At 64.7% G+C, this 24,053-nt stretch carries 25 protein-coding genes; 13 read left to right on the top strand and 12 right to left on the bottom strand.

Going from position 1 to position 24,053, the window contains the following annotated elements:
* Positions 1-54: 54 nt before the first annotated feature.
* Positions 55-237: a hypothetical protein gene (locus G568_RS0101520; RefSeq protein WP_026756389.1), complete on the bottom strand. Its 183-nt coding sequence runs from the start codon at positions 235-237 to the stop codon at positions 55-57.
* A 125-nt stretch (positions 238-362) separates the two neighbouring features.
* Complete coding sequence (locus G568_RS0101515; protein ID WP_026756388.1) at positions 363-554, bottom strand: Flp family type IVb pilin; 192 nt, start codon at positions 552-554, stop codon at positions 363-365.
* Between the two features lie 425 nt (positions 555-979).
* Here G568_RS0101515 and G568_RS0101510 point away from each other — a divergent pair, with 425 nt between their 5' ends.
* Positions 980-1,747, top strand: a complete 768-nt coding sequence (locus G568_RS0101510) for a lytic transglycosylase domain-containing protein (RefSeq protein WP_245582853.1) — start codon at positions 980-982, stop codon at positions 1,745-1,747.
* A gap of 8 nt (positions 1,748-1,755) precedes the next feature.
* On the opposite strand, the gene G568_RS0101505 is transcribed toward G568_RS0101510, so the two are convergent.
* From G568_RS0101505 to dprA, 7 genes are all read right to left on the bottom strand, one after another.
* Positions 1,756-2,493 carry an SDR family NAD(P)-dependent oxidoreductase gene (locus G568_RS0101505; RefSeq protein WP_026756386.1) on the bottom strand — a complete coding sequence of 246 codons (738 nt, stop codon included), beginning with the start codon at positions 2,491-2,493 and terminating at the stop codon, positions 1,756-1,758.
* Complete coding sequence (locus G568_RS0101500) at positions 2,493-3,794, bottom strand: FAD-binding oxidoreductase (RefSeq protein WP_026756385.1); 1,302 nt, start codon at positions 3,792-3,794, stop codon at positions 2,493-2,495. Before G568_RS0101500 ends, G568_RS0101505 begins: the two co-directional genes overlap by 1 nt.
* The gene (locus G568_RS0101495; RefSeq protein WP_026756384.1) at positions 3,791-4,789 is read right to left on the bottom strand and encodes a lysylphosphatidylglycerol synthase transmembrane domain-containing protein; all 999 of its coding nucleotides are present in this window, start codon (positions 4,787-4,789) and stop codon (positions 3,791-3,793) included. The genes G568_RS0101500 and G568_RS0101495 overlap by 4 nt, the downstream gene beginning before the upstream one ends.
* A 148-nt stretch (positions 4,790-4,937) precedes the next feature.
* Entirely contained in the window at positions 4,938-5,567 is a 630-nt protein-coding gene (locus G568_RS0101490; protein WP_026756383.1) for a 3-oxoacid CoA-transferase subunit B, read from the bottom strand.
* Between the two features lie 2 nt (positions 5,568-5,569).
* Complete coding sequence (locus G568_RS0101485) at positions 5,570-6,265, bottom strand: CoA transferase subunit A (RefSeq protein WP_026756382.1); 696 nt, start codon at positions 6,263-6,265, stop codon at positions 5,570-5,572.
* A 142-nt stretch (positions 6,266-6,407) separates the two neighbouring features.
* Positions 6,408-8,999 (bottom strand): type I DNA topoisomerase, encoded by a 2,592-nt coding sequence (gene topA / locus G568_RS0101480; protein ID WP_026756381.1) that lies wholly within the window; start codon positions 8,997-8,999, stop codon positions 6,408-6,410.
* Positions 9,000-9,096: 97 nt separating this feature from the next.
* A complete protein-coding gene (gene dprA / locus G568_RS0101475; protein WP_037373453.1) occupies positions 9,097-10,248 on the bottom strand; it encodes a DNA-processing protein DprA in 1,152 nt (383 codons plus the stop codon).
* A 335-nt stretch (positions 10,249-10,583) separates the two neighbouring features.
* Between dprA and G568_RS17955 the strand changes: the two genes are divergently transcribed.
* The gene (locus G568_RS17955; protein WP_245582852.1) at positions 10,584-11,576 is read left to right on the top strand and encodes a DMT family transporter; all 993 of its coding nucleotides are present in this window, start codon (positions 10,584-10,586) and stop codon (positions 11,574-11,576) included.
* On the opposite strand, the gene tldD is transcribed toward G568_RS17955, so the two are convergent.
* On the bottom strand, positions 11,533-12,957 hold the full coding sequence (gene tldD, locus G568_RS0101465; RefSeq protein WP_026756379.1) for a metalloprotease TldD: 1,425 nt from the start codon (positions 12,955-12,957) through the stop codon (positions 11,533-11,535). The two genes, G568_RS17955 and tldD, sit on opposite strands and share 44 nt — an antisense overlap.
* A gap of 192 nt (positions 12,958-13,149) precedes the next feature.
* On the opposite strand from tldD, the gene coxB reads away from it, so the two are divergent.
* The 11 genes from coxB to G568_RS0101410 all read left to right on the top strand — a co-directional run bounded on the left by coxB (position 13,150) and on the right by G568_RS0101410 (position 22,981).
* The gene (gene coxB / locus G568_RS0101460; protein ID WP_051202565.1) at positions 13,150-13,992 is read left to right on the top strand and encodes a cytochrome c oxidase subunit II; all 843 of its coding nucleotides are present in this window, start codon (positions 13,150-13,152) and stop codon (positions 13,990-13,992) included.
* A 76-nt stretch (positions 13,993-14,068) separates the two neighbouring features.
* On the top strand, positions 14,069-15,007 hold the full coding sequence (cyoE, locus tag G568_RS0101455; RefSeq protein WP_026756377.1) for a heme o synthase: 939 nt from the start codon (positions 14,069-14,071) through the stop codon (positions 15,005-15,007).
* Positions 15,007-15,189 (top strand): hypothetical protein, encoded by a 183-nt coding sequence (locus G568_RS0101450; protein ID WP_026756376.1) that lies wholly within the window; start codon positions 15,007-15,009, stop codon positions 15,187-15,189. The genes cyoE and G568_RS0101450 overlap by 1 nt, the downstream gene beginning before the upstream one ends.
* Positions 15,176-15,754, top strand: a complete 579-nt coding sequence (locus G568_RS0101445) for a cytochrome c oxidase assembly protein (protein ID WP_026756375.1) — start codon at positions 15,176-15,178, stop codon at positions 15,752-15,754. The genes G568_RS0101450 and G568_RS0101445 overlap by 14 nt, the downstream gene beginning before the upstream one ends.
* A gap of 27 nt (positions 15,755-15,781) precedes the next feature.
* On the top strand, positions 15,782-16,582 hold the full coding sequence (locus G568_RS0101440) for a cytochrome c oxidase subunit 3 (protein WP_026756374.1): 801 nt from the start codon (positions 15,782-15,784) through the stop codon (positions 16,580-16,582).
* A gap of 122 nt (positions 16,583-16,704) precedes the next feature.
* The gene (locus tag G568_RS0101435) at positions 16,705-17,388 is read left to right on the top strand and encodes an SURF1 family protein (protein WP_026756373.1); all 684 of its coding nucleotides are present in this window, start codon (positions 16,705-16,707) and stop codon (positions 17,386-17,388) included.
* On the top strand, positions 17,385-18,773 hold the full coding sequence (thrC, locus tag G568_RS0101430) for a threonine synthase (RefSeq protein ID WP_026756372.1): 1,389 nt from the start codon (positions 17,385-17,387) through the stop codon (positions 18,771-18,773). The genes G568_RS0101435 and thrC overlap by 4 nt, the downstream gene beginning before the upstream one ends.
* Positions 18,770-20,032 carry a M16 family metallopeptidase gene (locus tag G568_RS0101425; protein ID WP_026756371.1) on the top strand — a complete coding sequence of 421 codons (1,263 nt, stop codon included), beginning with the start codon at positions 18,770-18,772 and terminating at the stop codon, positions 20,030-20,032. Before thrC ends, G568_RS0101425 begins: the two co-directional genes overlap by 4 nt.
* The gene (locus G568_RS0101420; RefSeq protein ID WP_026756370.1) at positions 20,032-20,616 is read left to right on the top strand and encodes a GNAT family N-acetyltransferase; all 585 of its coding nucleotides are present in this window, start codon (positions 20,032-20,034) and stop codon (positions 20,614-20,616) included. Before G568_RS0101425 ends, G568_RS0101420 begins: the two co-directional genes overlap by 1 nt.
* Before the next feature lie 64 nt (positions 20,617-20,680).
* On the top strand, positions 20,681-21,493 hold the full coding sequence (locus tag G568_RS0101415; RefSeq protein WP_026756369.1) for an MBL fold metallo-hydrolase: 813 nt from the start codon (positions 20,681-20,683) through the stop codon (positions 21,491-21,493).
* A 54-nt stretch (positions 21,494-21,547) separates the two neighbouring features.
* Positions 21,548-22,981, top strand: coding sequence for an FAD-binding oxidoreductase (locus G568_RS0101410; protein WP_026756368.1), 1,434 nt, complete (start codon positions 21,548-21,550; stop codon positions 22,979-22,981).
* Here the strand turns inward: G568_RS0101410 and G568_RS0101405 are convergent.
* Positions 22,978-23,514, bottom strand: coding sequence for an adenine phosphoribosyltransferase (locus G568_RS0101405; RefSeq protein WP_026756367.1), 537 nt, complete (start codon positions 23,512-23,514; stop codon positions 22,978-22,980). The genes G568_RS0101410 and G568_RS0101405 overlap by 4 nt on opposite strands.
* Before the next feature lie 66 nt (positions 23,515-23,580).
* A complete protein-coding gene (locus tag G568_RS0101400; RefSeq protein ID WP_157084225.1) occupies positions 23,581-23,970 on the bottom strand; it encodes a hypothetical protein in 390 nt (129 codons plus the stop codon).
* Between the last annotated feature and the right edge of the window lie 83 nt (positions 23,971-24,053).

The following is a 24,053-nucleotide window of genomic DNA, read 5'->3' as shown; positions in this document are numbered from 1 at the left end:
TCGCGCCGGGTGGCTGGCAGGCCGTGACGCCGTGATAGCGTGATAGATGGTCTATCAGTCCAGCGGCGTATTGTTCACAATTGTTTCCGATGTGCTTACGTAGGCCGCCGTGGTCTCGCCACCGATGGTCTTGAACACCGCCAGCAGAAAGGTCAGGCACATTGCTGTCAGGATGACCCAATCAACGGTCACGGCACCTTTTTCAGTGCGCCGAAATTCTTGAAACAGCTTGTACATTCCATGACCTCGCATGTCTTGTATGTGACGTGAGGTTCCGTTCTGGAAACGCTGGGCCGGCTAATCTGACCCATGAAAATACGGGCCGCCCGGATTTCCGGGCAGCCCATTGCCATTGGCGTGTATCACTGGGTGGGGGCGGCGAGCTCTTGGGCGCCAATCGTGGTGGCGATGGAGTCGGACACCGTTTCGGTATTCGTCTTGATCGTGGAGAATGCGGCGACGGCCAGGCCGACTACGGCTGCGGTCAGCACGACCCAGTCAACGGTCACGGCGCCGGATTCGTCGTTGTGGAAGTTCTTGATGAAGTTGATCATGATTTGGTCCCTCCAAAGGATCAGTTGGTTAATCAGGTTTGCATCCGCGTCGGTGGGTTGTCTGGGCCGCCTCTCTCAATGGCCCGTCACCGTCTTGGCATGGCGATATATAGCCAATGGATTGGGGCAACAGTTTGACGCGAAAATAGCATTTTTGGGCGGGTGAGATTTTCCCGGTAACTTTCGCTTAACCAACTGATTAACAACATTTTAATTTGTGATATTTTTCGAAATTCTATACTTTCGGTTGAAGAATGTCACATTCCGGGGTGTCAAAATGGCCCGGAATCCGGGTTTTTGTGGTCAGCGAGTCGCCGGTATGAGATAACAGCGGCATCGAATTCGAGTTATGAGACGGGACCTCCATGTTTTCGATGACCCATCCCATGCGTGCGGTTGCCCTGGCCCTGGCGGGAGTGATGCTGATGGCCCCTGCATCGGCCGAGCCGCCCCCATTTCCCGATTTCACCTTCAAGCGGGTGACGCCGCCCAAGCCGGGCGAAAAGCGTATAACCGTGCAGATCGCCCCGAGCGAGCCAGAGGTGGCGCCCCAGCCGCAGGAGGATGGCCCCGCGGCGAAGGCGCGCGCGGACACGGGTGCCGAGGCGCGCTATGCGTGGTTCTGGAACAGCCTTGAGGAGGAGACCGAGACACCGGCACCTCGGTTGGAGCTGGCCCTGAAGACGCTGGGCAACCCGCCGAGCGGCGCGCACGCGCCGGCGCCCGCGTTGGCGGGGATGCTGGATATCGCGGGGCGCCATGGGTCGGCGATGATGCGCCATACCGTGGGCACGGGGGTGTCTCCGGCGCTGGCACTGGCGGTGGTCGCGGTGGAATCGGGCGGACGCGTGGACGCGGTCAGTTCCAAGGGCGCGCGGGGGTTGATGCAGCTGATGCCCGATACCGCGCGGCGCTTTGGCGTCGAGGACGTCACGGATGCGGCCGACAATCTGCGCGGCGGTGTCGGGTACCTTGATCAGCTATTGGCCGAGTTCGCGGGCGATCCGATCCTGGCGCTGGCGGCGTATAACGCGGGCGAAGGCGCGGTGCGGCGCCATGGCGGTGTGCCACCCTTTGCGGAAACGCGCGCGTACGTTCCGCAGGTGTTGGCGGCTTTTGGCGTGGCGCGGGCGCTGTGCAAGACGCCGCCCGAACTGATCTCGGACGGGTGCGTGTTCGAGCTGGACAACTAAGCGCGGCGTCAGATCGACAGCTTCTTGAAAATCGGCTCGGGGATGGTGCGGATGATCAGCATGATCAGGCGCCAGAACCCGGGAGTGTAGATCACGTTGCGCCGCTTGTTTACGGCGCGCAGGATGTCGCGCGCGACGGTGGCGGGGGCGGCGACCAGGAACATGCCCTTGATGCCCCAGGTCATTGCGCTATCGACGAAGCCGGGTTTGACTGTGATCACGTGCCCGCCCGCGCGGCCAAGCCGGTTGCGCAGTCCGGCAAGGTAGGTGTGGAAGGCGGATTTGCTGGCGCCGTAAGCGTAGTTGCCGACGCGCCCCCGGTCGCCGGCGACCGAGCCGACGCCGACGATGGTGCCGCCGCCACGCGCCTCGATCATCGGGGCGAAGGCGTGGAGGAACCGCGCCGGGCCGGTGAAATTGTCCTGCATCACGCCCTGCAACAGTAGCGGGTTGTCGTCGATGCGGGCCTGTTCGGGCATGGACCCTATGAACACGGCCGCGTTGAGGGTGCCTTCGGCCTGTTCCAGCGCATCGAAGATCGGGGCGTCATGTTTCGCCTCGCGCGCGTCGAACCGCAGGGCGCGCGCATCGCTGGCGCCGCGCAGGGTGCAATCGGCGGCGAGCGTCTTGAGATCGTCCATGTCGCGGCCCGCGAGGATCAGGGCGTGCCCCTGTTCCGACAGGGCGCGGGCAAAGGCGCGTGCCATGGCCGATGTGGCCCCCAGTATGACCCATGTGTGCTGCATCATGTTCTCCTCAGGGCCAGGCGCCGGGTCATGTCGGTCTCAAGCGCGCCGTCCGGGTCCGCCTTGGCCGCGGCGGCGGCCCAGTCGGCGTGTTCGGGATACATGGCGCGGATCGTGTCCGGCGCGGCCAGCGCGTCCTTGGCGAGGTAGAGCCGCCCGCCGGCCTCCGATACGTCGCCCTCAAGCGACGCGATCAGGTCGCGGGCGCGGGCGCGGTTTGGGAAATCGACGGCCAGGGTGTAGCCCTCCATCGGGAAGGACATCATGCCGCCGCGTCCCGGCCCCAGACGTTTGAGCACTGCCAGCGGCGAGGCAAGGCCGCTTTCGGCGATCCGGCTCAGCATGGCGTGCAGGGCGGGGGCCTTATCGGGGGGCACGACGCATTGGAACTGGTGAAAGCCGCGTTTGCCGTAAAGGCGGTTCCAGTCGTGGATCTTGTCGAGGGGAAAGAAGTAATCCTCAAGCCGCTTGGTCACTGTGCGCCCGGCGGCGGGGACACGGCGATAGTAAAGCGCGTTGAAAGCGCGCACGATGGGTTTCGATAGGGCCCAGTGCGGCGCGGTCAGGGGCACGGTGTGAGGGGATCGCGGGGGGCGTGCGGGATCGGGGCCGATCTCGCCCTCCTCGACGATGCCGCGCCCGAGGGCGGCACCGCGCGCACCCGCATCCAGCCAACCAACGGTATAGGTGGCCTCGGAGGCGTCCAGCAGGGCGATGTGTTCGTCCCAACCGGTGACGCGGGATTCGCGTACCTGCATGGTTTCGCCGGATACCGGGATCATCTGCACCCGCGCCGAAACGATCACGCCCGTTTGGCCCAGCCCGCCAATGGTGGCGCGCATCTGGGTGGGGGCGGATTTGGCGGTGATCTGTCGCGCCTTGCCCTTTTGCATGAGGCGGATGGCGCTGACGTGCTGGCCGAAGCTGCCGGCGTTGTGGTGGTTCTTGCCGTGCACATCCATCGCGATGGCGCCGCCCAGGGTGGCAAACCCGGTGCCCGGTAGCACCGGCAGCAGCCAGCCGCGCGGCGCCATGAGGCGGGTGATCTCGCCCAGGGTCACGCCGGCCTCCGCCTCGAGCACGCCGGTGTCCTCGTCGAAGGACAGCAACCGGTCGAGGCGGGTCATGTCGATCACCGGCCCAGCGCCGTTGATACAGGCATCGCCATAGCTGCGCCGGTTGCCGATGGCGGGCGCGGCGGGTAGGGCGCGCAGGGCGCTGATGCGTTCGGGGCGGGCGATGTCGCCCGTGACGGCAAGCGCGCGGCCCCAGCCGGAGTAGGTCAGGTGGTTCCAGATCATCGTGGCCCCTTGAGCGAATTGCGTTCGGCGATGGGAAAGGTTGTAAACCCGATGGCGATCGCGAACCACAGGGTGGTAACGCGGATCACCGCGGTGGCGGGCAGGGCGGTTTCGATCGGCACGCCCTCGACCAGCAGCAGGGCCACCATCGCGCCCTCGGCCCCGCCAAGGCCGCCGGGCGCACCCGTCAGCCCGCCGGCCAGCGTCGAGAAGACGAAGATCAGTGTCGCCTTCCACAGGCCGATATCGTGGCCCATCCAGCCCATCAGCAGGTGAAACGCCCAACCCTCGGACAGCCACCCGATCAGGCCCAGCCCCGTCGCCGCCAGCAGCACCCAGGGGTGCGAGAAGCGGCCGAGCGACCGCGCCGCCGCCCGCAGTCGCCCCATCAGCCGCGCAAACCGGCCGGTGACGCGGTAAACGCCGCTTGCCAGCCCTGACAGCAGTTGCGGGCGCGTCACCACAAAGGCGCCGATTAGCGCCAGCATCGCCACCGGCAGCGCCATTGCCACGCTGGCGCTGCTGAGCGCGACCGACAGGCCAAGCAGCAGCCCCATCGCCACCAGGTCGCTTGCCCTGTCGATGAGGACAAGGGGCGCTGTGCGCTCGACGTTCCAGCCTGTTTCGCGCTTGATCCAGCGCATGCGGATCACCTCGCCGACGCGGCCGGGGGTGACGACCATGGCGAACCCGCCCCAGAAATGCGTGAGGTTCCGCGCCAGGCTCGTCGGCAGGCCAAGGCGTCGTGCGAACAGGTGCCAGCGCAGCCCGCGCAGCCCGTAATTGACGCAAGACAGCCCCAACAGCGCGGCGATCTGCAACACGCCGAGGCGGGACAGCTGGGTCATTGTCTGTTCCCACCCGGTGGCCGCCGCGGCGGAGATCAACCCGGCCGCGACCAGCACGACAAGCCCCGCCATCAGCGCCAGATCGCGCCAGCGCGCAATCGGGCGCGCGGGCGGCGGGGTGGTTATATCGGGAGTGCCGTGTGTCATCGCGTATGCAAGCCACCATGTTGGGTGCACCGATAGTAGGGCGCCGGGCGGTGCATTGAAAAGGCTGCACGTGCCGATCTTTGCCGGGCGGGCATGAAAAAGGCCCGGGCGCGGCGCGCCCGGGCCCTTTGGTCGCGTATCGCGACGATCAGTTGACGATGGTTGCCTCGGTCGCGGCGCGGATATCGTCCTCGCTCACGCCATTGGCGGTTTCCACGATTCGCAGGCCGCCTTCGACCACGTCGAGAACGCCAAGGTTGGTGATGATGCGGTTCACCACCCCGGTGCCCGTGAGCGGCAGCGTGCAGGCCTTGAGAAGCTTGGAGTCGCCCGCCTTGTTGGTGTGGTCCATGACCACCACGACGCGTTGCACCCCGGCCACCAGGTCCATCGCGCCGCCCATGCCCTTGACCAGCTTGCCGGGGATCATCCAGTTCGCCAGATCACCGTTTTCGGCCACTTCCATAGCGCCGAGGATCGCCATTGCGATCTTGCCGCCACGGATCATGCCAAAGCTGGTGGCGCTGTCGAAGTAGCTGGTATGCGGCAGTTCGGTGATGGTCTGCTTGCCGGCGTTGATGAGGTCAGGGTCGATCTCGTCCTCGGTTGGGAAGGGGCCCATGCCCAGCATCCCGTTTTCCGATTGCAGCGTCACTTCGACCCCGTCGGGGATGTAGTTGCTGACCAGCGTCGGAATGCCGATGCCGAGGTTCACATAGGTGCCGTCCTCAAGCTCCTGTGCCGCGCGGGCGGCCATCTGGTTGCGGTCCCAAGGCATGATCAGTCCTCCCTCAGCGTGCGTTTCTCGATCCGGTTCTCATGCTCGCCCTGGATGATGCGATGCACGTAGACGCCCGGCAGGTGGATGCAATCGGGGTCAAGCTGTCCGGGTTCGACGATTTCCTCGACTTCGACGACGCAGGTCTTGCCGCACATGGCCGCCGGAGGATTGAAATTGCGGGCGGTCTTGCGGAACACCAGGTTGCCGGTGGTATCGGCCTTCCATGCCTTGACGATGCTGAGATCGGCAAAGATACCACGCTCCATGATGTAGGTTTCTCCGTCGAAATCCTTGTGTTCCTTGCCGTCGGCGATCTGGGTTCCTACGCCGGTCTTGGTGTAGAAGCCGGGGATGCCCGCGCCGCCGGCGCGCATCCGTTCGGCCAGCGTGCCCTGCGGGTTGAACTCAAGCTCCAGTTCGCCCGAAAGATACTGGCGCATGAATTCTGCGTTCTCGCCCACGTAGGAACTGATCATTTTCTTGACCTGCTTGGTTTGCAGCAGGATGCCGATGCCGAAATCATCCACCCCCGCGTTGTTCGACGCGAATGTGAGATCCTTGGTGCCTGCGTCCTTGATTGCATCGAGCAGCAATTCGGGGATGCCGCAGAGGCCAAAGCCCCCCGAGGCGATGAACATGCCGTCGAACAGCAGCCCTTCGAGCGCCTCTCCGGCGTTAGCATAGACTTTCTTCATGGGTGTCTCCCTGACTAGCGGAATTGCGTGGGTTTTGACCGTTGCGCGGAAGGGAGTCAATGAAATGCCCGCCTATAAGGCGGGCATACGTAGAACTGCGTAGGGCGCGGCGGGCGCCGCCCGCGCGGCGGTTTGCCGGGGGTCAGGACGCGGTTTTCTTCTTGGCTGTCGTCTTCGCCGTGCTCTTTGTCGCCGTCTTGGCCGCCGTCTTTTTCGCGGGGGTTTTCTTGGCGGTGGTCTTTTTCGCCGTGGCCTTGCCCTTGCCGCCCTTCTTGGCCGCCTTGGCCGAGATTAGCTCGACCGCCATGTCAATGGTCACGTCGGCCGGCTCTGTGCCCTTGGGCAGCGTGGCGTTGACCTTGCCCCATTTCACGTAGGGGCCATAGCGGCCATCCATCACGTTGACCGGGCCGCCCTCTGAGGGGTGTTCGCCCAGTTCCTTGAGGGGCTTGGCCCCGGCGCGGCCCTGTCCGCGGCTGGCGGCTTTCTTGGCCAGTTCCTCGACCGCACGGTTCATGCCGATGGTGAAAACGTCGTCCACCTCCTTGATGTTGGCATAAAGGCGGCCGTGCTTGACGTAGGGGCCGTAGCGGCCGATGCCGGCCTCGACCGGCTCGCCGTCATCGGGGTGGGGGCCGATCTCGCGCGGGAGGCTCAGCAGCATCAGCGCCTTTTCAAGGTCCATGTCGTCGGGCGACCAGCCCTTGGGCAGCGAGGCGCGCGGCGGTTTCTTGTTCTCCTCGGTCGCTTCGCCGCGTTGCACGTAGGGGCCGAAGCGGCCCGAGCGAAGGGTGATCTCGTCGCCCTGATCCTCTCCAAGCACGCGGTCGCCCGCGCCCTCGTCGCCGCCCAAGGGGCGGGTATAGCGGCATTCGGGGTAGTTGCCGCATCCGACGAAGCCGCCGCTGCGCGATGTTTTCAGGTGCAGCTTGCCGGTGCCGCATAGCGGGCATGTGCGCGGATCGCTGCCATCCTCGCGCGGCGGGTAGAGCTGCGGCGCTAGCGCGTCGTCGAGCACATCGAGCACCTCGGTGATGCGCAACTCGGACGTCTCGGCGATCGCGGCCGAGAAATCGCGCCAGAACCTCGCCAGCAGGTCCTTGTAGTCGGCCTTGCCTGCGCTGACGGCATCGAGCTGATCCTCAAGATCGGCGGTGAAATCGTATTCCACGTAGCGCCGGAAGAAATTCATCAAGAAAACCGTGACGATGCGCCCCTTGTCCTCGGGAAACAGGCGGTTGCCCTCCTTGCGGACATATTCGCGGTCCTGGATCGTGCCGATCACGCTGGCGTAGGTCGAGGGGCGCCCGATGCCCAGCTCTTCCATCCGCTTGACCAGCGTTGCCTCGGTATAGCGCGGCGGCGGTTGGGTGAAGTGCTGCTCGGGTGTGACGCCGTTTTTCCCTGCGGCCTCGCCCTGCATGATCTGGGGCAGGCGGCGGTCGTCGTCATCCGCGGCGGTGTCGTCGCGCCCTTCCTCGTAAACCTTCAGGAAGCCGTCGAACAGCATCACCTGGCCTGTCGCGCGCAGGCCGACCTGGCCATCGGCGCTACCGATATCGACGGTGGTCCGCTCCAACCGCGCGGCGGACATTTGGCAGGCCAGCGTACGCTTCCAGATCAGATCGTAAAGCTTGCGCTGATCGCTGTCCGACAGCCGGAGCGCGGCGGCGTCGCGGGTCATGTCGGTGGGGCGGATACATTCATGCGCTTCCTGGGCGTTCTTGGCCTTGTTCTTGTACATGCGCGGGGATTTAGGCACGTAATCCTCGCCGTAGCGGGTCTTGATCGCGTCGCGCGCGGCCATCACGGCCTCGGGGGCCATGTCGATGCCGTCGGTCCGCATGTAGGTGATGTGCCCCGCCTCGTAGAGGCGTTGCGCCGCGCTCATGCATTGGCGCGCGCCCATGCCGAACTTGCGGCTGGCCTCCTGTTGCAGGGTCGATGTCATGAACGGCGCCGAGGGGTTGCGGTTGGCCGGCTTCGCCTCGACCGAGGTGACGGTCAGATCGCGCGAGGTGATCGCCTGCACTGCCATTTCGGCCTGGGTCTCGTTCTCGATCCCGTATTTATCAAGCTTGCTGCCGGCGAGCACGGTCAGGCGGGCCTCGTATTCCTGCCCGCGCGGGGTGGTGAGTTGTGCCTTGACCGTCCAGTATTCGCGCGGCTTGAACGCTTCGATCTCCATCTCGCGCTCGACGATGAGGCGCAGGCAGACCGATTGCACGCGCCCGGCGGATTTGGCACCGGGCAGCTTGCGCCACAACACGGGGCTGAGGTTGAAGCCGACGAGGTAGTCGAGCGCGCGGCGGGCGAGATATGCCTCGACCAGCGGCGCGTCGATGTCGCGTGGGTTGTTCATCGCCTCGGTGACGGCGGTCTTGGTGATGGCGTTGAACACGACGCGGCTGACGGGCGTATCTTTTTTCAGGGCGCGGCGTTTGCGCAGGGCCTCTTCGAGGTGCCAACTGATGGCTTCGCCTTCGCGGTCGGGGTCGGTCGCGAGGATCAGGTCGGGGTCATCGGCCAGCGCATCGGCGATTGCCTTGACGTGTTTGCGGGCGTCTGTTCCGACCTCCCATTTCATGGCGAAGTCGTGCTCGGGGTCCACCGATCCATCCTTTGGGGGCAGGTCGCGCACGTGTCCGTATGATGCCAGAACGGTGTAGTCCGAGCCGAGATATTTGTTGATCGTCTTGGCCTTGGCCGGAGATTCTACAACAACGACTGGCATTGATATTCCTTTCGACTCGGTCCCGTATCCATGGCGGCGGACCATGTGGGGCACAGCAAGGAATTGTCAATGCGCGGTATTGCGTGGCCGTTTCCGATCACCCCAGGGCCAGAAGGCCGCCGGCGCTGCGCCTGATCTTGCCATCCAGTTCCAGATCGACAAGCGCCGGGGCGATTACGCGCGCGGGGGCGTTCAGATCGCGAATAAGCTGATCCTCGGCCAGCGGGCTGGGGCCAAGGCGTTGCAGTATCTCGCCGTGCAGGGCTGCGGTTTCGCGAAGGGTGCGTTTCGGAGCCTTGGGCGTCTCTGGCGGCTGCGGCGTGCCGAGGTCAAGCTGCGGCTGCGAGGCCTCGATCGGGGCGAGGACGCTTATCACGTCGCGGGCGTTGCGCACCAGCGCGGCGCCATCGCGGATCAGCATGTTGCAGCCCGCGGCGCGGGCGTCAAAGGGATGGCCGGGCACTGCCAGCACCTCGCGCCCCTGGTCCAAGGCGGTGCGCGCGGTGATCAGGCTGCCGGATTTCGCTGCTGCCTCGACCACGACGATGGCGGGGCATAGGCCGCTGATGATCCGGTTGCGGCGCGGGAAATGGCGCGCTTGCGGTGTCATGCCCATCGGTTGTTCCGACAGGCGCAGGCCATGCGCGGTGATGTCGTTGGCAAGGCGCGCGTTCTCAGATGGGTAAAGCACATCAACCCCGCCCGCCAGCACCGCCAGCGTGCCGCTATCGAGTGCGGCGGCATGCGCGGCGGTATCGACGCCGCGGGCAAGGCCCGAGACAACGACATAGCCCGCTTGTCCCAGTTCGGCCGCAAGGGCGCGGGCCATGCGCGTGCCCAGCGAACTGGCGTTGCGGGCGCCGACAAGCGCGATCATGGGGCGCTGCAGGATGCTCATGTCGCCGATTGCCCACAACAGGGGCGGGGCATCGCCGATCTCGGCAAGGGTAGTTGGATACTCGGCCTCGCCGAAACAGATCATGCGTGCGCCGGCGGTTTGCGCGGCGCGCATCTCGGCGATGGCGGTGTCCTCGGGGCAGGGGGCGTAGCTGGCGACCCCGGCGGCCTGCGCGATGCCCGGAAGTGCCGCGAGCGCGGCTTGCGCGCTGCCATGCTCGGACATCAGGCGGTAAAACGTGCTGGGCCCGACACGGCGAGAGCGCAAGAGACGAAGCCACGACACCCGATCATCTTCCGTGGTGGGTGGGAGTAGGGGGTGAGTGGAAGAAGGATTGTGTTCCTCGGTCATCACGACTCCGTCTGCTTGCAAGGCCACTATTGGGCGCTGTCGGTTAACGGAGGGTAAATCGAATGCGGCTGAGTCGCAGATTTTGTGAGGATGCCTTGTAACATATTGATATATGATATTAAATATTTCAGCGCTTGAGGCGCTCGGTCCTGTCGGCATCACGTCGGTATAGCATCGGTATCGCATCGGTGGCCTGCCGGTGAGCCGGGTCCGGGGGCGCAAGGGTGAATAGAGCGCTCGGTTCGGAGCCCGTATGAGCAAGAAACGGGTCGCCCCCGTGGTGAGGGCGGGGTAGGCCATCATGCATCAATCGCACAATGGGGACCAGCATCACGATGACAAGACTCGCCGTTCCGAAACTGGAATTGGGCTCCGTCCTCATGCTTGTGTCGCTTGCGGCGGTTTGGGGGGGCTCCTTCTTTTTCGCGGAAGTTGCCTTGACCGAGGTGCCGCCGCTCACGATCACCTTGCACAGGGTAGTCTGGGCCTTGCCGATCCTTTTCCTGATCGTGCGCCTGCGCGGTTTGACCTTGCCCCGGTCACCGCGGGTCTGGGGGGCTTATCTGGTCATGGGCGCGCTCAACAATGCCATTCCCTTTTCATTGATCTTCTGGGGGCAGACGCGCATCGACAGTGGCCTCGCGTCGATCCTCAACGGGACAACGGCGGTTTTCGGGGCGTTGCTGGCGGGGCTTCTTCTGGCCGACGAACCTTTGAGCAAGAGGAAAGTCGCCGGTGCAGTTCTGGCGCTGGCGGGAGTGGCTTATGTCATGGGGCCGGAGGCGTTGAGCGGTCTCGATCCCGGCAATCTGGCGCAACTGGCAGTTTTGGGGGCGGCCATATCTTATGCGCTGGCCGGTGTCTGGGGGCGTCGGGCGCTGGCCGGGCAGCCGCCCTTGGTGAACGCTTTGGGAATGTTGACAGGTAGCAGCCTGTTGATGGTGCCCGTCGTGATACTGGTTGATGGCCCGCCGGACCCTGATCTGTCATGGCAGGTATGGGGCGCGTTGATTGGCATTGCATCGTTGTCTACGGCCCTGGCCTATGTCCTGTACTTTGCCATCCTTGCCCGCGCGGGGGCGGCCAACCTGCTATTGGTGACGCTGCTTATTCCGCCCTTTGCAATCAGCCTTGGCGCGGCTTTCCTTGGGGAAAGGATTGGGCCGGAGGCGTGGATCGGGTTTGCGATCATAGCGCTGGGCATCATCGTAACCGATGGCCGGTTGTTTTCCCGGCGCCTGGGGCGCGCCGCGGTGTCGAAACCCGGAAGGCTAGAGGGGTCGCCTATCCTGCGGCGGAGCCGCCCACGGTCAGCCCCCCGATCATGACGGTCGGCTGTCCCACTCCGACGGGCACCCATTGCCCGGCCTTGCCGCAGTTGCCCATGCCGGGATCAAGCGCCATGTCATTGCCTAGCGCGCGAATTTTCTGCAACGCCGTCGCGCCGTCCCCGATGAGGGTCGCGCCCTTGACCGGCGCGCCGACGCGTCCGTTCTGAACGCGGTAGGCCTCGGTGCAGGAAAAGACGAACTTGCCGTTGGTGATGTCCACCTGCCCGCCGCCAAAGCCGACGGCATAGATCCCGTCCGCCAGATCGGCGAGGATATCCGCGGGGTCGGTTTCCCCGCCCAGCATGCAAGTGTTGGTCATCCGGGGCATGGGCGCGTGCGCATAGCTTTCGCGGCGGCCGTTGCCGGTGGCCTCGACCCCCATCAGGCGCGCGTTTTGGCGGTCCTGCATGTATCCGACCAGAACGCCGTCTTCGATCAGGGTGTTGCGGCGCGACGGTGTGCCCTCGTCGTCCACGGTGATGGAGCCGCGCCGGTCGGGGATGGTGCCGTCATCCACCACGGTAACGCCGGGTGCTGCGATCCGCTGTCCCATGAGGCCGGCGAAGGCGGAGCTGCCCTTGCGGTTGAAATCCCCCTCAAGGCCGTGGCCGATCGCCTCGTGCAGGAGGATGCCGGGCCAGCCGGGGCCAAGCACGACGTCCATCACGCCCGCCGGTGCCGCCTCTGCCCGCAGGTTGACCAGGGCGATGCGCAGTGCCTCTTGGGTCTTGGCCTGCCAATCGGCGGGATCGAGCAAACCATCGAGCAGGACTCGCCCGCCGCCGCCAGCGGTGCCCTGTTCGCGGCGGCCATCCTGTTCGACGATGACGCTGACGTTGAGTCGCGTCATTGGGCGCACGTCCCTGATATGCAGGCCATCGGGGCGCAGGATCTCGACCTCTTGCAGGGAGGCGGCGATGGTGGCGCTGACTTGCACGACGCGGGTGTCGAGATCGCGCGCGAATGCGTCTATCTCGCGCAGGGTGTCGATCTTGACGGGAAAGGGCGCACCGGCGATCGGATCGCCGTCTGTATAACGTCGGTAATTTGTCGGTGTCGGACTGCCGGCAAGGGTGCCGCCGCCGCCCTGCACCGCGAGGCGGGCGGTTTCGACCGCGCGGCGCAGTGCGGGCTCGGACATCTCGGAGGAATGGGCGTAGCCGGTGACCTCGCCCCGCACCGATCGAAGGCCGAATCCCTCGGCCGCGTCATAGCTGGCGGTGCGAATGCGGCCATCATCGAAAACCAGCGCCTCGGACCGGCGCCGTTCGAGAAAAAGCTCGCCATCATCGGCCCCGTCGGTCGCTTCGCGCAACAGGGCAAGGGCGCCATCGGGGTCAAGCGAGTCTTCGAAGGGCCGGAAAGGCATATCGGGCATGTTTATTTTTCCAGTCTTTTCAGCGGGGGGAATTTGATCTAAATCAAAAACAGCGTCCGTTTGCCGCAATGGGATTTGTTGTCTTGTGAACAAGATTATGGTCCTTTGCAGCATCAGGACAACCGGATTTCCGCAAAAGCGGTGCCGACTATGATATGAACCGGAAACGCCTCAACCTAATCAGGGTGAACAATGCGACCTATCTTCAGCCTCGTGGCCACTTTGGCGGCCTTTATTGCCGGTCCTGTCTTTGCGCAGGACAACTTGCAGATCATTGGTGAGCCCAAGCAGGGCGGGATGGGGTTTCAGCCCGCCGCCACGGAACTTGCGCGTGACCTTCAGTGGCTGGATGGGATGATCCTGGTGATCATCGCCGTGATCACGCTGTTTGTCTGCGCATTGCTGCTGTACGCGATCATGCGCTACAACAAGCGCGCCAACCCGTCGCCGGCCAGCTTCACGCACAATTCGCCGCTCGAGGTTGCGTGGACCATCGTTCCGATCGTGATCCTGGTGTTCATCGGCGCCTTCAGCCTGCCGGTGCTGTTCAAGCAGCAGGAATTCCCGGAGGGTGACATCAACATCAAGGTGACCGGGTATCAGTGGTTCTGGGGCTACGAGTATACCGATCACGATTTCGGGTTCGAAAGCTTCATGCTGGGTAAGGACGCGCTGGCCGAGCATGGCTACAACCCGGATGAGTACCTGCTGGCGACCGATACCGCGGTGGTGGTGCCGGTTGGCAAGACCGTCGTGATGCGGGTCACCGGCGCGGACGTGATCCATAGCTGGACGATCCCCGCGTTCGGCGTGAAACAGGATGCCGTTCCCGGACGCCTGGCGCAGCTTTGGTTCAAACCCGAGAAGGAAGGCGTCTATTTCGGGCAATGCTCGCAGTTGTGCGGCAAGGATCACGCCTACATGCCGATCACGGTCAAGGTTGTCAGCCAGGAAGAGTATGACAAATGGCTTGACGGTGCGATCGAGGAATACGCCGGCACGCCGCGCGATGTCGAGGTGGCCTCGGCCGAGTGAGCCGCCGCCCGCGCAACGCGCGTCATGAGCAGATCTGGCCGGTGCACACCTACGTGAGCCGGCCGCGGAGACACAGATGAGCGATACCAGTTTCAATACCCAGGCACAGACCGGAGAGGCCGGGTTCGGCGATTATGTCGCCCTGCTCAAGCCGCGTGTCATGTCGCTTGTCGTGTTCACGGCGGCGGTCGGGTTGTTGGCGGCGCCGGTGGCCGTGCATCCGGTTGTTGCGCTGGCGTCCGTGCTGTTCATTGCCGTGGGGGCGGGCGCGTCCGGCGCCCTGAACATGTGGTGGGACGCGGATATCGATGCGGTGATGAAGCGCACGGCGCAGCGCCCCGTTCCCGCCGGCCTTGTCACCGCGCAAGAGGCGCTGGCCATCGGCGCGGCGTTGTCGGGGATGGCGGTGGTGATGCTGGCGCTGGCATCGAATTTCGTTGCGGCGGGGCTGCTGGCCTTCACGATCTTTTTCTACGCGGTCGTCTATACGATGTGGCTCAAGCGGTGGACGCCGCAGAACATAGTGATCGGCGGCGCGGCGGGGGCGTTCCCGCCGATGATCGGATGGGCCGTGGCCACCGGCGGTGTCAGCCTTGAATCGGTGCTGATGTTCGCGCTGATCTTCATGTGGACGCCGCCGCATTTCTGGGCGCTGTGCCTGTTCATGAATTCGGACTACGAGAATGCCGGTGTGCCGATGCTGACGGTGACGCACGGCCGCCGCGTGACGCGGCGCCATGTGCTGGCATACACCATTCTGCTGGCTCCCGTTGCCGTGGGAACGGCGTTCACCGCGATCGGCGGGCCGATCTACCTGAGCGTGGCGGTGGTGCTGAACGCGCTGTTCCTGAAAGGCGCGTTCGACATCTGGCGCCGGGACGAGGCGCAGGCGCAGGCGGACAAATACCGCGTCGAAAAGCGGTTCTTCGCGCTGTCGCTACTGTATCTGTTCGCGCATTTCGGCGCGATACTGGCCGAGGCGGCACTGGCGCCGCTAGGGCTTGGGGGATGGTGATGAGTTTTCGGGAGGAACATGAGCTGCACAAGCGCCGGAGCGGCCGGAATATCGGCGTCGGCCTGGTGCTGGCGGGGTTCATCGTCCTGGTCTTTGGCCTGACAGTGGTCAAGGTGACGCGCGGAGACATGCAAATGCCGAGTTCCGAAGAAGTGGGAGCGAGCGCAGATGGCAATGGATAAGCAGCAAAAAACCGTGGTGCAACTGGTCGGGGTTGTTGTGCTGATGGGGGGACTGGCCTGGGCATCGGTGCCGTTTTACGACTGGTTCTGCCGCGTGACCGGGTTCGGAGGCGTGACCGGCGTGGCCGAGGCGGGCTCGGACAGGATCCTGGACGAGACGATCAAGGTGCGCTTCGACGGCTCCAAGGAGCGCGGCATGCCGTGGGAGTTCAAGCCCATGCAGCGCGAGATGGAGGTCCGCATCGGGGAAACCGGGCTGGCGTTCTACGAGGCGTATAACCCGACGGACCACCCGATCGCTGGGCAGGCCGCCTACAACGTCACCCCATACGAGGCGGGCGGGTTCTTTACCAAGATCGACTGCTTTTGTTTCACCGAGCAGGTTCTACAGCCCGGCGAACGTGTGGAAATGCCGGTCACCTTCTATGTCGATCCCGAGATCGTGGACGACCGCGAAGGGCAATATGTTCACCAGATCACCCTGTCTTATACATTCTACGAGATTGACCTGCCCGAAGAGGCCCAGGCGGCCTTGGCGCAGGACGGCAAGACGAACCTCAACTAAAGACCTTCCAACGAGGGAAATGACGCAATGGCGCACGAAAAAAACCACGACTACCACATCCTGAACCCCTCCATCTGGCCCCTGTTGGGCGCGGTGGCCGGTTTTATCATGCTCTTCGGGGCGGTCCTGTTCATGCGCGAGGGCATGCCGTGGATGTTCCTGATCGGCTTTGCCGGGGTGCTTTACGTCATGTTCGGCTGGTGGTCGGATGTCATCGCCGAGGCGAATGAGGGCGATCATACGCCGGTGGTGCGGATCGGTCTGCGCTATGGCTTCATCCTGTTCATCATGTCCGAGATCATGTTCTTCGCGGCGTGGTTCTGGAGCTTTTTCAAGCATGCGCTCTATCCCATGGGGCCGCTCAGCCCGATCAAGGACGGGCAATGGCCGCCGGCGGGGATCGAGACGTTCGATCCGTGGCACCTGCCGCTTATCAACACGCTGATCCTGCTGTGCTCGGGTGCGGCGGCGACCTGGGCGCACCATGCGCTGGTGCATGAGAACAACCGCAAGGACATGAAGGCGGGTCTGGCGTTGGCGATCGTGCTGGGTGTGCTGTTCACTGCGTTTCAGGCATATGAATACAGCCACGCGGCCTTTGGGTTTGCCGGCAACATTTATGGCGCGAACTTCTTCATGGCGACGGGGTTCCACGGGGCGCACGTCATCATCGGGACGATTTTCCTGCTGGTCTGCTTGATTCGGGCGCAACGCGGGCATTTCACCCCCGAGCGGCATGTCGGGTTCGAGGCGGCTGCGTGGTACTGGCACTTCGTCGACGTTGTGTGGCTGTTCCTGTTCGCCGCGGTCTATATCTGGGGCGGCTGACCGATCTGCAGCGGGCAGCGCCCTGATGCGGCTTGTTTGCGGTTGAAAAAAACTGGTCAAGACGTAACAAGGCAAGGCGCGCGATTTTCGCGCGCCTTCCACGTTGAAAGGGCCCTTGCGTGATGCGCTTTCTGATCCCGTTGATCTTTGGTCTTGCCGGTGCGGCCGTGCTGGTGGGGCTGGGCGTTTGGCAGGTGCAGCGATTGGCGTGGAAAGAGGGCATCCTCGCCGATATCGAGGCGCGCATCGCGGCCGATCCAGTGGCGCTGCCCGCCAACCCCGATCCGCAAAGCGACCGCTACGCCCCCGTCGAGGCCACCGGCGTATTGCAGCCCGGCGCGCTGCGGGTGCTGGTCAGCCGCAAGGAAATCGGCGCCGGGTACCGCATCATTGCGCCGCTGCGCCTGTCGGATGATCGGCGTATCATGGCCGATCTGGGGTTTGTCCCGACCGACGAGGTTGAGGGCGCATATGACGGCGCGCGGATCACGGTTGAGGGTAACCTTCACTGGCCGCAGGAAGTGGACAGCTACACCCCAGACCCGGACACGGGCGCCAATATCTGGTTCGCCCGCGACGTGCCGGCTATGGCCGCGCACCTTGAGGCCGAGCCGGTTTTAATCGTCGCGCGCCGGATCATCCCGGCGGTGGACGGGGTCGAGCCGCTGCCGGTGAATACATCGGCCATTCCAAATGACCACCTGGGATACGCGATTACGTGGTTCTCGTTGGCGGTGATATGGCTGGTCATGACGGCGGCGTTCATGTGGCGCAGCAGACAACCCACGAAAGGCAAGGCAACGTGAAATATATCTCGACCCGAGGCAAGGCGCCGGTTCTGAACTTTGAAGAGGCCATGCTGACCGGGCTGGCGCGCGATGGTGGCCTGTACCTGCCTGAGACCCTGCCGCAATGGTCAAAGGACGATATCGCCGCCCTTTCCGGGCTGGGGTACGAGGAAGCCGCCTATCGCATCATGCGCCCGTTCATCGGGGACGCTTTTACCGATGCGGAGCTGCAAGACATCATCGCGCGGGCCTATGCCGGGTTCGGCCACGCGGCGCGCGCACCTTTGGTGCAACTGGACAGCAACCACTTCCTGCTGGAGCTGTTCCACGGGCCGACGCTGGCCTTCAAAGACTTCGCGATGCAACTGATCGGTCAGCTGTTCGAGGCCGCGCTGAAACGGTCGGGGCAGCGCGTGACCATCGTCGGCGCCACCAGCGGCGATACCGGATCGGCGGCGATCGAGGCTTTTCGCGGGCTGGATGCGGTTGACGTGTTCATCCTTTACCCGCATGGCCGCGTCAGCGAGGTGCAGCGCCGCCAGATGACCACGCCCTCGGAAAACAACGTGCACGCCCTGGCTATCGACGGGCATTTTGACGATGCGCAGGCGCGCGTGAAGGACATGTTCAACGATTTCGCCTTTCGCGACGAGGTGCGCCTTGCCGGGGTCAACAGCATCAACTGGGCCCGGGTTTTGGCGCAGGTGGTTTACTACTTCACCTCGGCCGTCAGCCTGGGCGCGCCGCACCGAAAGGTCAGCTTTACCGTGCCGACAGGCAATTTCGGCGATGTCTTCGCGGGCTACATCGCTCGGTCGATGGCGCTACCGATTGATCGGTTGGTGGTGGCGACGAACCAGAACGACATCTTGCACCGCTGCCTTGGCACGGGCGAGTACCGGCCCGATGGCGTGATCCCGTCGATCAGCCCGTCGATGGATATCCAGGTCAGCTCGAATTTCGAGCGGGCGCTGTTTTATGCCTATGGGCAAGATGGCGCGGCGGTGGCGCAGAGCATGGATGCGTTGAAAGAGGGTGGTTTCACGGTGAGCCAGGGGGCGCTGCAGGCGCTGCGCGAGGTGTTCGATAGCGCCCGCACATCGGAGGACGAAACGCGCCGGGCGATTGGTCGGACTTATGCCCAGACGGGCGAGGTTCTGTGCCCGCATTCTGCCGTGGCGGTGGACGTGGCGACGCGCCTGCGCGATCAGGCGACGCCGATGATCACGCTGGCGACGGCGCATCCCGCCAAGTTCCCCGACGCGGTCGAAGAGGCCATGGGCCAGCGCCCCGAACTGCCGCCGCGCATGGCCGATCTGTTCGATCTACCCGAGCGGATCAGCCGCGTTGACAACGACCTGCCTGCTATTGAGACCCTGATCCGGGAGCGTATCGCGAAGTGACTGTCAGAATAGATACCCTGTCGAACGGATTCCGTGTCGTGACCGAACGGATGCCCGCGCTTGAATCCGCGGCCATCGGCGTTTGGGTGCTGTCGGGCGGGCGGCACGAGCGGGCCGAGGAAAACGGCGTCGCGCATTTCCTTGAGCACATGGCGTTCAAGGGTACGGCGCGGCGCAGCGCGGTGCAGATCGCCGAGGCGATCGAGGATGTCGGCGGCTACATGAACGCCTATACCTCGCGCGAGGCGACGGCCTATTACGCGCGGGTGCTGGGGGCGGATGTGCCGCTGGCGCTGGATGTGATCGGGGATATCGTGCTTAATTCCGTGTTCGACGCGCGCGAGATCGAGCTGGAGCGCGGCGTTATCTTGCAGGAAATCGGGCAGGCCGCCGACACGCCCGACGATATCATCTTTGACTGGTTGCAAGAGCGCGCCTATCCCGGGCAGGCGCTTGGCCGTCCGATCCTTGGCCCCTCCGAGGCGGTGCGCAGGTTCGGGCGCGCGGATCTGGACGGGTTCGTGAGCCGCCACTACAGCCCCGGCAACATGATCCTTTCGGCCGCGGGCGCCGTTGATCACGATGAGTTGGTCCGCCTGGCCGAGGACATGTTCGGCGCAATGAAACCCGCCGCCGTTCCGCCGCTGGAGACGGCAACCTTTGAGGGGGGCGATCTGCGGGTGGAAAAGCAGCTTGAGCAGGCGCATTTCGCGCTGGCGTTCGAGGGGCCGAAGATCACCGACCCGGCCATTCACACGGCGCAGGTGTATGCAGCGGCCCTGGGGGGCGGCATGTCCAGCCGCCTGTTCCAGGAAATCCGCGAGCGGCGCGGGCTGTGCTATACCATTTTCGCGCAGGCGGGCGCGTTTTCCGACACCGGCATGATGACGATTTATGCCGGCACCTCCGGCGATCAGATCGGAGAGTTGGTGGGCTTGACCCTGGACGAGATGAAGCGCGCCGCCGATGACATGAGCGAGGCTGAGCTGGCGCGCGCGCGCGCGCAGCTCAAGGCGGGGCTGTTGATGGGGCTGGAAAGCCCGTCGAACCGGGCCGAGCGGCTGGCGCGGATGCTGCAGATCAAGGGGCGCATCCCGCCGCCCGAAGAGGTCGTCGCCGAGATCGACGCCGTGGGCGTGCGCGACGTGCGCGAGATGGCAGGGCACATGGTGGCCGAGGCGCGGACCGCGCTGGCGCTTTATGGCCCCGTAAGCGGCGCGCCGGGGCAACAGGCGCTGCAAGATCGGCGCGCGGCCTGATGCTGCGGATGCGGAGGAAGATGCGCATCGAGACCGAGCGCATGACCCTGCGCACCCCGGTGCATTCCGATTTCCTCGCGTGGAGCACCCTGCGCCGCGACAGCGCCGATTTCCTGACCCCGTGGGAGCCGAGCTGGGCCAGTGATCACCTCACGCGCAAGGCGTTTTCCAACCGGGTCTACTGGGCCAGCCGGTCTGTGGCGGCGGGTACGGCGATGCCGCTGTTCCTGATCCGTCGCAGCGACAGCACGTTGATCGGGGCGATCACGCTGGACAATATCCGGCGCGGCCCGGCGCAGGCGGGCACTCTGGGTTACTGGATCGGGCAGCCCTACGCGCGGCAGGGCTACATGCGCGAGGCGATCGAGGCGGTCGTGCACCACGCCTTTCACCGGCTTGACCTGAGCCGGGTCGAGGCGGCTTGCCTGCCTGAAAACGTCGCCTCGCGCGGGGTGCTGGAGCGGTGCGGATTCAAGTACGAGGGCGTTGCGCAAAGCTACCTGCAAATCGACGGGCGATGGCGCACGCATGTGCTTTATGCGGCGCTGCGGCCTGATCGGCGCGGGCGCACCGGGGCGGGCTGAGACCTTTCGGGGCTGATATTTTCGGGGGCCGTGCTATCCTTTGCAGGTAAAGGGAGGTGCGCGCATGATCCGTCTTGTCCTGTGTTTCGTTTTCCTGGCGGGGGCGGCGGTCGCGCAAGAGCGCCGGCCGAGCCATTGCATCGCCATCGCGGATGCCGCGCCGGGGGTGTCCTATGTCCACAAGGCCAGCTTTCGCAGCCCAGTGCCGGATCAATCGGTGCGCATCCGGTACCTGGCGCATGCGTCGTTCCTGATCCAGAGCCCGGCGGGCGCCTCGGTGGTGACGGATTTCACCGGGTTCATCGGCAACGTGGATTTCATCCCCGATGCCGTCACGATGAACCATGCCCATTCCACGCATTTCACCGCCCATCCCGACCCGGCGATCAAGCATGTTCTGAAGGGGTGGTCGGATATGCCCGGCGAGGCGGCCGATCACCATCTGGAGATCGACGATATGCTGATCCGCAACGTGCCGACCGATATCCGAAGTTTCGGCGGAGGTGTGGAGAAATACGGCAATTCCATCTTCGTGTTCGAGGTGGCCGGCCTGTGCGTCGGGCATCTGGGGCATTTGCACCACGTGCCCGATGAGGCCCAATTCGCCGCGCTTGGCCGGCTTGACGTGGTGATGGCGCCGGTGGATGGGGGTATGACGCTGGACCTTGTCAGCATGATGGCGGTTCTGCGGCGGCTACGCTCGTCGGTGGTGATCCCGATGCATTGGTTCGGGGATGGCACGCTCAGGGCGTTTCTGGACGGGATGAGCGATGATTATGACGTGCGGAGCGAGGGCAAAGACACCCTGACCCTGTCGCTGCGCGATCTGCCGGCGCGGCCGACAATTCATGTGCTGCGCCCGAGGTATCTGCGATAGCGCGTGCGCAGTGATGCCACTGGACGCGCGGTGCTGGCGTGATAAGTGCTATGCATGTCTTTGAAATCTGTTACCCCGGCCTTCATCGAGGCACTTGGCGCAGAGCTGCCGGCGGCGGCGCTGCGCGAGGTGGCAGCACATTACCTGGAAGAGCCGCGCGCGCGGTGGTCCGGGCAGGCGGGGATCGTCGCGGCGCCTGCCTCGGCCGAGGAGGTGTCGACCGTGCTGCGTCATGCCTATGCGGCGCAGGTCCCGGTGGTGCCTTATGGCGGCGGCACCGGCCTTGTCGGCGGGCAGGTCTCGCCCGATGGGCCGGTGCCGCTGTTGCTGTCGCTGGAGCGGATGCAGGCGGTGCGCGGGCTCTGGCCCGAGGAAAACGTGATGGAGGTCGAGGCGGGCGCGATCCTGTCGGATGTCCACGATGCCGCCGCCGCGCGGGAGCGCCTGTTCCCCCTGAGCATTGCCGCCAAGGGATCGGCGCGGATCGGTGGCACCCTGGCCACCAACGCGGGCGGGGTGAACGTGCTGCGCTATGGCAATGCGCGGGATCTGTGTCTGGGGCTGGAGGTGGTATTGCCCGACGGGCGCATCTGGAACGGGCTGTCGCGGCTGCGCAAGGACAACACCGGGTATGATTTGCGCGATATTTATATCGGGTCCGAGGGCAGTTTGGGCGTGATAACGGCGGCCAGTCTGAAGTTATTCCCGCGGCCAGCGGGCGAGGGCACCGCCCTGATGGTGGTCGCGGGACCCGAGGCGGCGCTGCGCCTTTTGAGCATGGCCAAGGCGCATATGGCCGAGGGCATCACAGCGTTCGAGTTGATGCATCGGCAGGGTCTTGATTTCCTGGCCGAGGCGTTGCCCGATATCCGCCAGCCGTTTGCCGAACCCCCGGAATGGACGGTGCTGATCGACGTGGGGCTCGCGCGCGGTCTGGACCCGGCGGGCGCGCTTGAGACCTTGTTCGCCGAGGCGCTGGAGGCTGGCCTTGTCGATGACGGGCTGATCGCGCAGAGCGAGGCGCAGCGTCATGATTTCTGGGAGCTGCGCGAGCAGATCCCCGAGGCGAACCGGCGTATAGGCGCGGTTTCAAGCCACGACATCTCGCTGCCCCTGGGCGCGATCCCCGAGTTCATAACAAAGGGTGCGCCGGCGATCGCGGCGCTTGGCGCGTTTCGCATCAACTGTTTCGGGCATCTGGGCGATGGCAACCTGCATTACAACGTGTTTCCCGCGCCGGGGCGCAGCCGCGCGGATCACGTGTCCGAGCGAGACGAGATCAAACGCACGGTACACGACCTGGTGCATCAGATGGGCGGATCGGTCAGCGCTGAGCACGGCATCGGGCGCCTGAAGGTGGGCGATCTGGAGCGGTATGGCGATCCCGTCAAGCTGTCGCTGATGCGTGATCTGAAAGCGGCCCTGGACCCGCGCGGCATCATGAACCCCGGCGCGGTTTTGCAGCGGGCGGGGGGGAGCGGCGCCTAGTCCCCTTCGAACGCGCAGAGGGTGTGCACGTCCATGCCCATGGCTTCGAGCTTGCCGCGCCCGCCCAGGTCGGGCAGGTCGATGATGAAGGCGCAGCCGACGATCTCGCCGCCCAACCGCTCGATCAGGCGGATGCCGGCCTGCGCGGTGCCGCCGGTGGCCAGCAGGTCATCGACGACCAGCACGGTTTCGCCCGGTGCGATGGCGTCGTCGTGCACCTCGATCACCGCGTCGCCGTATTCGAGCGTATAGTCCTCGCTTATGACGGCGCCGGGCAGCTTGCCTTTCTTGCGGATCGGGACGAACCCGGTGCCCAACTGGTGCGCGACCGCGCCGCCGAGGATGAAGCCGCGCGCCTCAAGGCCGACGACCTTGTCGATGCGTAGTCCGGCATAGGGGTGCAGCATCTGGTCAACCGCCATGCGAAACCCGCGCGGATCGGCAAAGAGGGTGGTCACGTCGCGAAACATGATCCCTTCGTGCGGGAAATCGACGATTGTGCGAATGTAGTCGCGAACGGTTTTGCTGCTCATCCTGGCCCTCTTTCACAAACCTGCGCGGTAACGCTTCGCATAAGCCAGAGCGCGCGAGGCTGCAAGTTATTGCCCCATGGCGCCGAAGCGGTATTGCGCCACGCCATGCGCAAGGGCGTTGATCCCCCACATCAGGACAAGGAACGCGCCGACGCAAACGATGAAGTTGAACGCCGATTGAAGCAGCTTGCGCCAGCGCGTATCCGTTTTCTTGAAGATCGCGATCTCGGGGCGCAGCAGGAGCCGCGAGGCGATGTAGCCGAACAGCAGCGCCGACAGTGTCCAGTGGATCAGCGTGAACTGCCAGCCGGGCGCATGGAGTGACAGATACCGCGCCAGCCCGACCATGAGGCTCCAGCGGATGACGTGGAAAGCCTCCTCGGTGAAGGCTTCGAACCGGCGGCCCATGGCGGAGCGCCAAGCCTGATCAGTGATGCGCGCGATGAATTCGGTCATGCAATGGTGATGCCGCGCCGCTTGGCTCAAGTCCAGTGGGGCGCGGCCCCGATCGCGCGGGATTGTGTGATCGTGATGCCCCG

The organism is Sediminimonas qiaohouensis DSM 21189, from assembly GCF_000423645.1.
Classification (GTDB): Bacteria; Pseudomonadota; Alphaproteobacteria; order Rhodobacterales; family Rhodobacteraceae; genus Sediminimonas; species Sediminimonas qiaohouensis.
Note: the sequence above shows the minus strand (reverse complement) of the source record. Positions and strands in the feature narration are given on the sequence as shown.